Genomic DNA, 13,324 nt, shown 5'->3' with positions numbered 1-13,324 from the left:
GCTCGGCTATCACTTCTCTTGCTGCGGTTGCCGATTGACGCGGCCGAATATTGCGACGTGGGTGTAGGCCGCGTCACCTACGGCGCGCCAAGTGATCTTGGGGGCGTAATGTGGTCCGAATCGCCAGGCAAATGCTATTCATGTGGGGTGATTTGCGCCCCGGGCACCTGGCTACGGGTTACTGTCTCGGGTGGCGCTAACTGACACTTGGAGGATATGGATGAGCGGCTACAAGACCATCGTGGTCGGCACGGACGGATCGGATTCGTCGTTGCGCGCGGTGGACAAGGCCGGCCAGATCGCCGGGTCGGATGCGAAGGTGATCGTGGCCACGGCGTACTTTCCCCAGAACGAGGATCAGCGAGCTGCCGACGTCCTCAAGGACGAGGGCTACAAGATGGCGGGCAACGCACCCATCTACGCGATCCTGCGCGAGGCGCGGGAGCGCGCTCAACAAGCCGGAGCCACCAACGTCGAGGAGAAGGCGATCGTCGGCGCCCCGGTCGACGCCCTCGTCGAGCTGGCCGACGAGGTCAAGGCCGATCTTCTGGTGGTCGGCAATGTCGGGCTCTCGACCATCGCGGGCCGACTGCTCGGCTCCGTTCCCGCCAACGTCGCACGGCGCTCCAAGAGCGACGTGCTGATCGTGCACACCACGCCATAGCGATCAGTAGCGACGCGGCGACCGCCCAGTCTCCGAAGCGGTCGTAGCCGGTGCGGTGCGTCCCCAGTGGGACGTCGACCACCAACACGCCGCGGTCATCGGCCGGTAACCAGCCGAGCTCGTGGCCGCGCGCGTCGAACGCCGAACTGACACCGGACAACCCGGCGTGTACCGCAGGCCGGCCCACCTCTGCGGCGTGCACGGCGACCAGGCCAGCCAGCTGGGGCTGGGCCCAACTGCCCTGGTAGGTCGACGTCGAGCTCTGATACGCCAACACCTGGGCGCCGAGGTGCACCACGCGACGGGGCAGGTCCGAGAACGTCGACTCGAAGCTGATCAACGGCCCGATCGCCAACGAGTCGGTGTGCAGCACCACGGGACCGGATCCGCGCCGTCGATCCTCGTCGGCGGCCTTGGTGTGGCGGGTGGCCCAGCCCAGCAGCGGCCGCAGCGGCACGTATTCGCCGAACGGCACCAGCCGGGTCTTGGTGTAGGACCCCCGCGCCCCGCCCGGGCCGATCAGCACCGAGGACTTGTGGATGTCTCCGGTGGGTCCCCGCGCGTCGACGTTGACCAGCAGGTCGGCCCCGACCCGGCGGGACAGCGCCGCGAGACGCCGCAGGGCGTCGGGGTCGTCGACCAGATCGACCGCCACGCTGCTCTCACCCCAGACCACCAGGTCGAGGCGCTGACCCTCGAGTTGCGCCGTCAACGCCTCGCCGACGGCCTGCCGCTCCGTCGCGTCCACGATGTCCCCGGGTTGGACGAGCGCCACCCGCGCCGACGCGCCCTGAGGTGGCGCCGGGCCGGCCCAGAACCAGGCGGGGCCCAGTGCGGCGAGGACGACGGCCAGCGCGAGCGGGCGCGCCGAACGCAGCAAGACCGACCCGACGACTGCCGTGTTGACCGCCACGATCAGCGCGCTGACCAGCCACACGCCGCCCGCCGATGCGGGCGCCAGCGTCGCCGGCTGGTTCCACTGCGAGGCCCCCAGCGGCGTCCACGGGCCACCGATCACGTGCCAGGATCGGGCGGCTTCGGCGAGCACCCACAGGCAGGGCAGGAGCGCCACCGCCGCGAGCAACTGCCGCGTCGTGACCTGGCCGGACAGCAAGCGGTGCGCGGCCCACCCCCAGGGCAGCCACAGGGCCCCGAGCCCCAGCGCGTAACCGAACAGCAGCGGACCCGCGCTGGGCAGCAGCCAGAACTGGGTGACCGTGACGAAGCCCGCCAGGCCGATCCAGGCCCGCGCCGCCCCCCGCGCCGGCGTCGGCGCGGCCCGGATCAGGAGCAGCAGCGGGGTCAGTCCCACCCACGCCAGCCACCACCAGGCCGGGGCGGGGAAGGCGAGGGCGGGCAGCGCCCCGGCGGCTAACGCCGGCGCGAGGCCCCGCAGCGGGTCAGGTAGCCGACGCCTTGGCGATGTCCGCGATCGCCTGATCCAGCGTGGCGTTGAATTCCTCGTCGCTCTGCTGCGCGGTGAGCCCCTCGGTCAGCGCGCGCGAGAAGCTCGCGATGACGCCGGTGTTGCGGGCCAGCCGCTCGCACGCCTCGGCGCGGCTGTATCCGCCCGAAAGCGCCACCACCCGAAGCACATTGGGGTGCTCCACCAGTTCCTTGAACAGGTTGTCGGTCTCGGGCAGCGTCAGCTTGAGCATCACCTTCTGGTCCGAACCGAGCTTGTTGACGCCCTCGAGCAGGCGGGTGTTGAGCTGTTCTTCGGCCTCGGCCTTCTTCGGGCTCTTGATGTCGACCTCGGGCTCGATGATGGGCACCAGGCCCTTGGCCAGGACCTGCTGGGCGACCTCGAACTGCTGGTCCACCACCGCGTCCAGGCCCGCACCCGGCAGTTTGATGACCGAGCGCTCCTTGGTGCCGAAGATGCCCTTGGCCACGGCGCGATCCAGCAGGTCGTCCAGTCCCGGCATCGGCTTCATCACCTGGGCGCCGTCCTTCTCGTCGGCCAGGCCCTTGTCGATCTTGAGGAACGGCACGATGTTCTTGACGTTCCACAGATAGTCGGCGGTGGGCCGGCCCTCGATGTCGCGGTCCATCGTCATCTCGAACAGGATCGCGCCCATGATCCGCTCGCCGTCGAAGGCGGGGCTGGTGATGATGCGGGTGCGCATCTCGTGCACCAGGTCGAACATCTGGTCGTCGCCGGAGTACGCATCCTCCGCGATGCCGTAGAGCTTCAGCGCCCTGGGCGTGCTGCCGCCGCTCTGGTCCAGTGCGGCGATGAATCCGGCACCACTACGTGCCTTTTCCAACTGAGCGTTGTTCATCCGTATCTCCTCGCAAACTCCAACGTCGCCATCGCGAATTTGGATAGGTCGTGTCGCATCAGCCTAGGCCAAAGCCGTCATCGCATGGTCTCGGCCCACGGGAAGCCACCGCAGGTCACCAGCCGCGCTCGCGCCATTCCCCGAGGTGCGGGCGCTCGGCACCCAGCGTGGTGTCGTCACCGTGCCCCGGGTACACCACGGTCGAGTCGCCGTAGACGTCGAACACCCGGGTGGTGACGTCGTTGAGCAACTGCTCGAACGCGCCTTCCTCCCAGGTCTTGCCGACGCCGCCGGGAAAGAGGCAGTCGCCGGTGAACAGGTGCGTCGCACCGGTCTGCGGGTCGGCGCCGTCCAGCGCTAGCGCGACCGAGCCGGGCGTGTGTCCCTGCAGGTGGATGACGTCGAAGGACAGGTCGCCGATGTGGATCGTGTCGCCGTGTTGCAGGATCCGGTCGGGTTTGACGGGCAGTGGTTCGGCGTCGAGTTCATGCGCGGCGGTCGGGGCGCCTGTGGCCTTGGTCACCTGTTCGAGCGCCTGCCAGTGGTCGAAGTGCTGGTGGCTGGTCAGGATCAGCGACAGCTTCGGTGCGTGCTTGTCGATCAGGTCGAGCAGGATCTCGGCGTCGTTGGCGGCGTCGATGAGCAGCGTCTCACCCGTTCGGGAACAGGTCACCAGGTAGGCGTTGTTGTCCATCGGGCCCACCGAGGCCTTGACGATCGAGGCGCCCGCGAGGTTGCGGCGGGCGGCGGTCCCGGGGTCCACATGGCCGGTGTAGTTATCGTCGACGACGGTCATGGTGCTCACGGTATCGGGCTTGTCGGTGGCGGCACATAGAGTGGGCGTGAACTCTATCGGCGGGAGGACAAACCGGGTGGCAGACCGCCTGATCGTCAAGGGCGCGCGTGAGCACAACCTGCGAAGCGTTGATCTTGATTTACCGCGTGACGCGCTGATCGTCTTCACCGGGTTGTCCGGATCGGGCAAGTCGTCGCTGGCGTTCGACACCATCTTCGCCGAGGGGCAGCGGCGCTATGTCGAGTCGCTGTCGGCCTATGCACGCCAGTTCCTGGGTCAGATGGACAAACCCGATGTCGATTTCATCGAAGGTCTGTCCCCGGCGGTGTCGATCGACCAGAAGTCGACCAACCGCAACCCGCGGTCGACGGTCGGCACCATCACCGAGGTCTACGACTACCTGCGTCTGCTCTACGCGCGCGCCGGCACCCCGCACTGCCCGGTGTGCGGGGAGCGCATCGCCCGCCAGACCCCGCAGCAGATCGTCGACCAGGTCCTCGCCATGGAGGAGGGCCTGCGGTTCCAGGTGCTCGCACCGGTGGTGCGCACCCGCAAGGGCGAGTTCGTCGACCTGTTCGACAAGCTGAACTCGCAGGGGTACAGCCGGGTCCGCGTCGACGGCGTGGTGTATCCGCTGACCGAACCGCCGACGCTGAAGAAGCAGGAGAAGCACGACATCGAGGTGGTGGTCGACCGTCTCACCGTCAAGGCCACCGCCAAGCAGCGGCTGACGGACTCGGTGGAGACGGCGTTGAACCTCGCCGACGGCATCGTGGTGCTCGATTTCGTCGACCGCGACGACGACGATCCGCACCGCGAACAGCGCTTCTCCGAGAAGCTGGCCTGCCCAAACGGGCACCCGCTGGCCGTCGACGACCTCGAACCGCGGTCCTTCTCGTTCAACTCGCCCTACGGCGCCTGCCCGGAGTGCGTCGGGCTCGGAATTCGCAAGGAGGTCGACCCGGAGCTCGTCGTTCCCGATCCCGACCTGACGCTGGCGGAGGGGGCCATCGCCCCGTGGTCGATGGGCCAGACCGCCGAGTACTTCACCCGGATGCTGGCCGGGCTCGGCGATTCGCTCGGGTTCGATGTCGATACGCCGTGGAAGAAGCTGCCCGCCAAGGCGCGCAAGGCGATCCTCGAGGGTTGCGACGAACAGGTGCACGTGCGGTACAAGAACCGCTACGGCCGAACCCGTTCGTACTACGCCGATTTCGAGGGCGTGATGGCGTTTCTGCAGCGCCGCATGGAGCAGACCGACTCGGAGTTGATGAAGGAGCGCTACGAGGGCTTCATGCGCGACGTGCCGTGCCCGGAATGCCAGGGCACCCGGCTCAAACCCGAGATTCTCGCGGTCACGATGACGGCGGGGGAGTTCGGCGAGAAGTCGATCGCCGAGGTTTCCGAACTCTCGATCGCGGAGTGCGCCGAGTTCCTCAACGCGTTGACCCTCGGCTCGCGCGAGCAGGCCATCGCCGGCCAGGTGCTCAAGGAGATCCAGTCGCGGCTCGGCTTCCTGCTCGACGTGGGGTTGGACTACCTGTCGCTGTCGCGGGCCGCGGCCACGCTGTCCGGCGGTGAGGCGCAACGGATCCGGCTCGCCACCCAGATCGGGTCCGGACTGGTCGGGGTGCTCTATGTGCTCGACGAGCCGTCGATCGGATTGCACCAGCGCGACAACCGTCGGCTCATCGACACGCTGATCAGGCTCAGGGATCTGGGTAACACGCTGATCGTCGTCGAGCACGACCTCGACACCATCGCCCACGCCGACTGGGTCGTCGACATCGGCCCCGCCGCGGGCGAGCACGGCGGCCAGATCGTGCACAGCGGCCCGTACGACGAGTTGATGAAGAATCCGGAATCGCTGACCGGCGCGTATCTTTCGGGCAAGGAACAGATCGATATCCCGGCGATCCGGCGGCCGGTCGACAAGAAGCGTCAGCTCACGGTCGTCGGTGCCCGCGAGCACAACCTGCGTGAGATCGACGTGACGTTTCCGCTCGGGGTGCTGACGTCGGTCACCGGGGTGTCCGGCTCGGGCAAATCCACCCTCGTCAACGACATCCTGGCGTCGGTGCTGGCCAACAAGCTCAACGGCGCCCGCCAGGTGCCGGGCCGACACACCAGGGTCACCGGGCTGGACAAGGTGGACAAGCTGGTGCGCGTCGACCAGTCGCCGATCGGTCGCACACCGCGATCCAACCCGGCCACCTACACCGGGGTGTTCGACAAGATCCGCACGCTGTTCGCGGCCACCACCGAGGCCAAGGTGCGCGGGTATCAGCCGGGACGGTTCTCGTTCAACGTCAAAGGTGGCCGCTGCGAGGCGTGTTCGGGCGACGGCACACTCAAGATCGAGATGAACTTCCTGCCCGACGTGTACGTGCCCTGCGAGGTGTGCCATGGCGCGCGGTACAACCGCGAGACGCTGGAGGTGCACTACAAGGGCAAGACCATCGCCGAGGTTCTCGACATGTCGATCGAGGACGCGGCGGAATTCTTCAAGCCGATCACCTCGATTCACCGGTATCTGCAGACACTGGTCGACGTCGGCCTGGGCTATGTGCGGCTCGGTCAGCCGGCGCCGACCCTGTCCGGCGGTGAGGCGCAGCGCGTCAAGCTGGCCTCCGAACTGCAGAAGCGCTCCACCGGCCGCACCGTGTACATCCTCGACGAACCGACCACCGGCCTGCACTTCGAGGACATCCGCAAGCTGCTCGGCGTCATCAACGGCCTCGTCGACAAGGGCAACACGGTCATCGTCATCGAGCACAACCTCGACGTGATCAAGACGTCCGACTGGATCGTTGACATGGGACCCGAGGGCGGCGCGGGCGGCGGCACGGTCGTCGCCACGGGGACACCCGAGGACGTCGCCGCGAACCCGGACAGCTACACGGGCCACTTCCTCGCCGAGTGCCTCGACGTGCCACGGCCGTCGAAGAAGCGCCGAAAGGGCCGCAAAGTCAGCGCGTGAGGTATGTTCTCCTCATCTGAGAATGCCGTTACCGCGGTTAGCGAGGAGAGTATGTCCAAAACGGTTGTGATCGGCGCGTCCAGTGGGCTCGGCCGGTGCATCGGTGTCGGTCTGGCCCAGCGTGGCGACCATGTGGCGCTGTTGGCGCGGCGCCGTGAGCGCATCGAGACAGCGGCGAAGGAAGCCGGCGGCAAAGCGGTCGCCGTCGAATGCGACGTCACCGACGAGGCCTCGTGCCGGTCGGCCATCGCGGAGGCCGCCGAGGTGCTCGACGGTATCGACAATCTGGTCTACACGCCCGCCATCGGGCCACTGGTGCGTCTGGTCGACACCGACGCCGACACCTGGCGGCGGGTGTTCGAGACCAACGTCACCGGGGCCGCGCTGGTGACCGCCGCCGCCGTACCGCATCTGCGCGCATCCGCGGGCAAGGCGGTCTATCTGTCCTCGGATGCGGGCAGTCTCACCCCGCCCTGGCCTGGGCTGGGCGCCTACGGGGTCAGCAAGGCGGCGTTGGTGAGCCTGGTCGACGCCTGGCGCGGCGAACACCCCGAGATCGGCTTCACCTGCCTGGTCGTCGGGGAATGCGCAGGCGGAGAAGGCGATGCGGCGACGGGCATGAACGCCGGGTGGGATGCGGAACTCGCGATGAAGGCATATCCGATCTGGGTCGAGCGGGGCTACATGCCCGGCAAGCTGATGCCGGTCGAGGATCTCGTCGAGGTGGTTCACACGATCCTGCGCACCGATGCGGCCACGTCGATGCCGACGGTCATCGCCAGAGGTGCGTCCTCGACACCGGCCGGTGTGCTGGACGTCTGAGCCCTCAACTCTTCGACAGCGGGGACGGAAAGCGCGCACTGATGCGCACGCCGTCGAGCCATTGGGTCAGCTGGTCGGCACGCCGGGCCAGCGCGCGGTGGGCCGCGCGGCCGACGTCCTCGACCAGCCGCAGCTCGACGCGACCGTCGGCGTCCTGAGCCCAGGCACCCACGATGCGGCCGTCGCACCACGCGGTCGGCCCACCGTTGCCGTTTCTGTCGAACACCTGTTCGCGGTGCCCGCCCAGATACCAGTCCCGGTCGAACCACCCCATCGTGGTGACGTCCAGGCCGGGTAGCAGCGCACACCACGGCTCGACCTCGGGTTCGGTCTCCAGATCGTCGGGCAGTGCGAAGCCCGGCGTGCCGTGCAGGTCCACCTCGACGGCGTCGAGATCGCGCAGCGCCTGCCGTGCCCACGTCAGCGTGTTGCCGAACCACCACTTGATATCGGTGACGGTGGCGGGTCCGAACGTGCGCAGCCATCTGCGCACCAGCTCATTGCGCGCCGCCTCCGGCGCCACCGCGTCGCGGATGTGCGGCGACCAGTCGGCCATCGACGCCCACAGCGGTCGCGAGGCCGTCCAGTTGCCGTCGTTCGGACCGCGCATGATGTCGCCCTGCACCGAGAGCACCGTCAAAATCCTTGGTGCCAACGGTGTCTCACCGCCCCATCGCTTTCCCGGGGCTGGATCATAGGTGCCCGCGAGCTGCGGCAGTGCGGCGCGTAGCTCCCGGGCGCTGGTCGGCCCGTGTGCGGTGAGGTGGGCAAGGACCGCCTCACGCGCGGCCGCCAGCCACCCCTGGCCGTCGTCGGTGACCCCGGCCGTCGCGGCATCGGCGCACAGCCGGCGGCGCTCGTTGGCGGCCACCCGGTCGCTGGCCGCGGCCTGCACCGTCGACAGATCCTGACCGCATACCACCCACAAGGTGCGTCGCATCGCGAGGTGTTTGACCAACCGCCGGTGCGTGTAGAGCTCCCCGTCGAGGTCGGCGACGGTGAAGCCGGGGCACCTCGCCCACAGCGACAGGTACGGGGTGGCCGGGTCGGTGGCGTGCAGCCCGACCAGGTCCGCGGCGGCGTCGACGGGCGAAGCGGCGGGTTCGGTGAGCAGATGACGCCGGGCCAGCCGGGCGCGGCGTTCGGCGACGGTGAAGGAGCGCATCGTCGGGGAACCTACCCGCCGGCCCCGACACGTGGCCCGTCCGAGGCTAGCTGGGTTCGTCCTTCTTCATCGACTCGCGGATCTGGGCCAGACGCTCGGCGGCGGCCTTCTTCCTGTCTTCGTACTGTTCTTCGACCGCACGGCCCTCGGGCGTCTCGGCGGCCAGCTCCGACGCGCCGATCGCGGTGCCGTGCCGGGTCTCGATCTTCTCGCGCACCGACTCGAAGGTGGGCACGCCGCTCGGCGTGTAGCCCTCCTCGTCCGGCTCCGCTGCCCCGTGCGGCTTCTCCTCGGGCATGACGCCAACCTACCCGCGCCGCGGCGTTTGTTGCCGATGCCGGTCGAAGTACTTCGCCATCAGCTGCCAGTAAACAAGCGTAAGTGCCATTTGGGCGCCGATCCAGACCGCGGCCGGCCCCGCGCGGCGACACCCGGCGGCTACCAGCGCGATCGCGCCGGCCAGTGTGCCAGCGGCATTGACCACCATGCCGGTGTCGCGTGGCCGTTCGACGATCCAAAGTTCCTCACCGAGGATGGCGCGGGTCGCCCAGGCGCTTTCGTCGGCGGGCGGAGGGAAGATCACCGGGTTCACGGCGAACCAGACCGCGATCCATGCCGCGTGGCGCCAGCTGCGGGTCCAGGCTGGAACCAGCACCAACGGGGCGGTGGCCCACCGGCTCCAGGCACTCCACGGATTACAGTGCCGAGCGAAGACGGCGCGACGCATGCCCGCAAGCCGTGGCATGCGATCTTTGCTGAGCATGTGAGGCGAGCCTACGGACGGGTTCACGGCCGGGCAATGTGGCAGCGCTGCAGCACATCCAGCATCAGTGCCGCCGTGTCCTCATCGCTTCGCTCGGGATGGCGTGAGGCCGACAGCTCGCTGAGCCGGCCGAGCACTGCGAGGAATATGGCAACGGCGACCAGCGGGTCGAGGCCTGCGGGCAGATCCACGTGGTCGAGCAGGGCCATCACCGCTCCGTGGATCGCGCCGGTGCCCTCGGTGAGCACGTCTACCGGCAACTGCTGGGCGAGGGTGCCGTCGTGCCAGGCGCGGGTGACACCGCCGTAGGTGCGTTGGAACGCCACGAACTGGGTCAACCAGGCGCGAAGGTCCTCGGCGGTGGGTTCGCCCTGCGCCAACGTGTGGAGCCGGGCGGCGATGTGCCGGCTCTCCGCGACGGCCCAGTCGGTGAGTCCCGCCAGAACCTTGACCTTGCTGCTGAAGTGGCGATACAGCGTGGCCCGGCTGACTTCCGCCGCAGCGGCGATGTCCTCCATCGACACCGAGTAGTAGCCGTGGTGGGCAAACAGCGCGGAGGCCGCCGTGAGCACGTCGCGCTGCACCGGTGGCCCCTCCGCGTCGCGGTCGTCGTCGGTCGCGGTATCGAGAGGGAAGGCCGTCGGGAAAACCGTTGTGACCGAGGCCGAATCCGTGGCGACGGCAGCGGTCACCTCGGCGGGCGTGTCGGGAAACAACAGCAGCTGGATAGCGATCGACAGCGCCGCCGACGTGTTCGAGCGTGAGTTCAGCCCCAGCTGCCCGCGGAATCGATAGAGGTTGACCATGTGCGCGATCCGCAGCAAGGCGGCGGCGGCGTCTTCGGGGTCGATCCCACGTACCCCCGCATCGCGCAGTTTGGCCGTGACCGTGTCGGCATATTTGTCGGACACCGCGGCGGCGCCTGTCACACCGGCGATCGTGCCGATGCCGGGAAATTCCAGGAACACCACGGCGTACTTGTCGTAAAGCTCCGCCCACTCGACCAGCCACCCGTGCAGGTTGGCCATGCCTTCCGGGTGGGGGCCAAGCTCACCGAGCCGGCGGCCGTGCTCGAGGACCGCCGGTTCGCACTGGCGGGATAGTTCGCGGAAGATCTCCTCTTTGTCTTCGAAGTACTGGTAGATCGTCGCCCGCGAACCTCCCACCGCTTTCGCGATCGCATCCATGGAGGTGCCGTGGAAACCGTGCGCCACGAAGAGCTGGCCTGCGCGGGTGAGGACGCGCTGCCGGGTGTGCAGCCCGCGACGCCCAACCGCGGCGTTGGCCGGTGCGTAACCGGGTCGCCGCATACTCTCGGATGGGGTCACAGCGTCATTGTTCACCCGGTGTTCCGTCGCCAGTGCGTTTGGGCCTGCCCGGGTAGCCGAAGAATCTCTCGAAGTTGGCGTCGTTGATCGGATGCGCGGAGTTCCGCGCGGCGGCGGCCCGCAGGGCGTCCAACTGCGCTCGGACCTTCTGCAACTCGGCGGAGTCGCCCGCCGATTCCAATTCGGCGAGCCGAGCCGTGGTGGATGCGATCTCACGGCTGAGGCGTTCACCGGCCTCGCCGAACGTCAGCACGTCATGGTCGTTCTCGCGGTCGGCCTCGCGCTTCATAGCGTTACCGACTGTGTCACCGTTCATTGCCTCACCGTCCCCGCCAGATCCGCTACGCCCCAATCATGCAACACGCCGTGCGTAATCGTGCCGCGCTGTGGTGGCGGCGGGGGCGTTGCTTGCTCTTGCGCACTCGGCGGCCGAGTCGTGATGTAGCAAACCATCCAAACGCGGCCCCAACCGCTGCGGGCGGGCCTGGAAAGGCTTCTCCAGCGCGCCGTTGGCCAGGAACTTGCCATCGGCGCACCTACCCGTCGTAAAACGTTGTGCCGGTGTCGATTACGTTCTCCTCCCGCCGAGCAGAATCCGTCACGGCGTGCGGGCGAACGCCACTGCGACGGCGCTGCCGAGTCCGAGGGTCGTGGTGTTCTGTACGGCACATGCCAAGAGCAGAAGGGAGTCGTGAGCGGATTCGGCACTCCACAGTTCCGGTGATGATCGGAAGCTTCCACAGCGGCCATCGGGCCGCTACAGCTCGGCATCGATCCTCACGGACAATATAGTATAATTAAATAAATATTTATGGTACAGCAAGGCGGACTCGGCGCGCTGGGTCGCGAGTCGGCAGGACGGTGATACGAGTGCCGCAAAACAATTCTCGGGTCAGGGTTCCGAAGACCGCCGAGCTCGTCGCGGGACACCTCCGGCGCAGGATCGTGACCGGCGAACTGTCAGCCGGCGAGCCACTGCCCAGCGAAGCGGTCCTGGCCGCGCACTTCGGCGTGTCGCGCGCGACCCTGCGGGAGGCGTTCCGGATCCTGGAGTCCGAGCAGCTGATCGAAGTGCTGCGCGGCGCCCGCGGTGGGGCTCGGGCATTGAAGCCGGATCCCGCGGTGGCGGCCGTAGCCACCGGCGTGCTGCTGCAGTCGATGGGCACCACACTGCTCGACGTGTATCGGGCCCGCGCCAGTCTGGAGGAGTCCGCAATCGCGACGGCCTCACCGCGGCGGCTGGCCGGGCCCCTGGCGACGCTGGACCGATTGGTCGCCGAGGGCGCCGGGCTGGTCGAGGATCCCCAGGCCTACGCCGAGCACGACGTCGCCTTCCACCGGGCGGTGGTGGACCTGGCGGGTAACGCGACCCTGAAGGTGCTGGCCGACATGCTGTTACACATCATCAGTGCCCACAACCGGGCACACGTGGCCGCCCTTCCGGACGGCTACGACGTGCCCGCGATCAAAACAGGGCAACGGGCACATGCCAAGCTGGCCAGGCTGCTGTCCGCGGGGGAGATGGAGGAGGCCAGGCGGTACTGGCGTCGGCACCTGGACGCGGTCCAGGGGTACATGCTCGGTGACTCCCGCGAAGCGGTTGTCGACGTCGTGAGCGCGTGACGAAGAATGGGGTCCACATGAGCACGGTCACCGCGGACGTCACCGATGGCGTGCTGCACATCCAGCTGGATCGGCCGGACAAGCGAAACGCCCTAAACGATGAGATGTTCGACGACCTGGTCGCGGCGACCGAAGCGGCTCGGGCCAACGACGATCTGGCAGCGGTCGTGCTTTCGGGCCGAGGGCGGTCGTTCTGCGCCGGGCTGGACCTCTCCCTGCACCGGGACTTCGCGGGCGAGGGCGCGTCGGGTCAGCGCCCGTTCGCCGATCCGCGCGACCCCACGTCGACAGGACGCCGGCCGGGCCGCGGTCAACGCATCGTGCGCGCACTTCGGGACACTCCGGTGCCGGTCATCGCGGCGATGCACGGGCACGCGCTCGGCGGCGGTTTTCAGCTCGCGCTCGGCGCCGATATCCGCCTCGTCACCGCCGACATCCAGATGGGTTGTCTGGAAATCGCATTCGGTATGACCGTCGACATGGGCGCCAGCCAGTTGCTGCCACCGCTGATCGGCGCGGACCGAACGCTGGAGCTTCTCGTGACGGCCAGGCGGATCAACGGCGACGAGGCGCGCGCCTGGGGCCTGGCCAGTCGGGTGTGCGACGACCCACTCGCCGAGGCTCTTCAGCTCGCACGAGCGATCGCCGGACGCAACAGGCACGCCATCACCGAAACCAAGCGGCTGGTGCGGCTGGCCGCAGCGGTTCCCCTCGAGGTCGGCATGGAAGAGGAGCTGTCGGTGATGGCGAACAACATCGGCACACCGGCCCAGGTGCGGGCCGCGCGCGCCCACCTGGCCGCCCGCCGGCGCTGAGCCAGAATTACGTAGTACCTACGTGGCTCTGTCGATGCCCTATGGGTAACGGGCGCCGACGATGGTTGAACATCGTGACCATC

Annotated in this window: 12 protein-coding genes and 1 pseudogene; 5 read left to right on the top strand and 8 right to left on the bottom strand. The window is 68.1% G+C overall.

Going from position 1 to position 13,324, the window contains the following annotated elements:
* Positions 1-220: 220 nt before the first annotated feature.
* Positions 221-664, top strand: a complete 444-nt coding sequence (locus ABQE89_RS10270; protein ID WP_448416223.1) for a universal stress protein — start codon at positions 221-223, stop codon at positions 662-664.
* Here ABQE89_RS10270 and lnt read toward each other — a convergent pair.
* From lnt to ABQE89_RS10255, 3 genes and pseudogenes are all read right to left on the bottom strand, one after another.
* A pseudogene (gene lnt / locus ABQE89_RS10265) lies at positions 600-2,060 on the bottom strand (apolipoprotein N-acyltransferase); the annotation flags it as partial. The gene ABQE89_RS10270 and the pseudogene lnt overlap by 65 nt on opposite strands.
* A gap of 4 nt (positions 2,061-2,064) precedes the next feature.
* Positions 2,065-2,949, bottom strand: a complete 885-nt coding sequence (locus ABQE89_RS10260; RefSeq protein WP_448416222.1) for a fructose bisphosphate aldolase — start codon at positions 2,947-2,949, stop codon at positions 2,065-2,067.
* A 115-nt stretch (positions 2,950-3,064) separates the two neighbouring features.
* Positions 3,065-3,745, bottom strand: a complete 681-nt coding sequence (locus ABQE89_RS10255) for an MBL fold metallo-hydrolase (protein WP_448416221.1) — start codon at positions 3,743-3,745, stop codon at positions 3,065-3,067.
* Positions 3,746-3,821: 76 nt separating this feature from the next.
* Here ABQE89_RS10255 and uvrA point away from each other — a divergent pair, with 76 nt between their 5' ends.
* Complete coding sequence (gene uvrA / locus ABQE89_RS10250; protein WP_448416220.1) at positions 3,822-6,725, top strand: excinuclease ABC subunit UvrA; 2,904 nt, start codon at positions 3,822-3,824, stop codon at positions 6,723-6,725.
* A 51-nt stretch (positions 6,726-6,776) separates the two neighbouring features.
* Entirely contained in the window at positions 6,777-7,547 is a 771-nt protein-coding gene (locus tag ABQE89_RS10245; protein WP_448416219.1) for an SDR family oxidoreductase, read from the top strand.
* A 4-nt stretch (positions 7,548-7,551) separates the two neighbouring features.
* Here ABQE89_RS10245 and ABQE89_RS10240 read toward each other — a convergent pair whose 3' ends face one another.
* From ABQE89_RS10240 to ABQE89_RS10220, 5 genes are read right to left on the bottom strand one after another with little or no spacing between them, the layout of a single operon-like run.
* Positions 7,552-8,712: a winged helix DNA-binding domain-containing protein gene (locus ABQE89_RS10240; RefSeq protein WP_448416218.1), complete on the bottom strand. Its 1,161-nt coding sequence runs from the start codon at positions 8,710-8,712 to the stop codon at positions 7,552-7,554.
* Positions 8,713-8,758: 46 nt separating this feature from the next.
* Positions 8,759-9,010, bottom strand: coding sequence for a hypothetical protein (locus ABQE89_RS10235; RefSeq protein ID WP_448416217.1), 252 nt, complete (start codon positions 9,008-9,010; stop codon positions 8,759-8,761).
* A gap of 9 nt (positions 9,011-9,019) precedes the next feature.
* Positions 9,020-9,457 (bottom strand): DUF6653 family protein, encoded by a 438-nt coding sequence (locus ABQE89_RS10230; protein ID WP_448416377.1) that lies wholly within the window; start codon positions 9,455-9,457, stop codon positions 9,020-9,022.
* A gap of 41 nt (positions 9,458-9,498) precedes the next feature.
* A complete protein-coding gene (locus ABQE89_RS10225) occupies positions 9,499-10,803 on the bottom strand; it encodes a TetR/AcrR family transcriptional regulator (RefSeq protein WP_448416216.1) in 1,305 nt (434 codons plus the stop codon).
* Between the two features lie 4 nt (positions 10,804-10,807).
* Complete coding sequence (locus ABQE89_RS10220; protein ID WP_448416215.1) at positions 10,808-11,119, bottom strand: acyl-CoA synthetase; 312 nt, start codon at positions 11,117-11,119, stop codon at positions 10,808-10,810.
* A 629-nt stretch (positions 11,120-11,748) separates the two neighbouring features.
* Here ABQE89_RS10220 and ABQE89_RS10215 point away from each other — a divergent pair.
* Positions 11,749-12,426, top strand: coding sequence for a FadR/GntR family transcriptional regulator (locus ABQE89_RS10215; RefSeq protein ID WP_448416214.1), 678 nt, complete (start codon positions 11,749-11,751; stop codon positions 12,424-12,426).
* 17 nt (positions 12,427-12,443) lie between these two features.
* The gene (locus ABQE89_RS10210; RefSeq protein ID WP_448416213.1) at positions 12,444-13,241 is read left to right on the top strand and encodes an enoyl-CoA hydratase-related protein; all 798 of its coding nucleotides are present in this window, start codon (positions 12,444-12,446) and stop codon (positions 13,239-13,241) included.
* The last annotated feature ends 83 nt before the right edge of the window (positions 13,242-13,324 follow it).

The organism is Mycolicibacterium sp. XJ1819, from assembly GCF_053483675.1.
The sequence above is the reverse complement of the archived record's forward strand: the minus strand, read 5'-3'. Positions and strand labels throughout refer to the sequence as shown.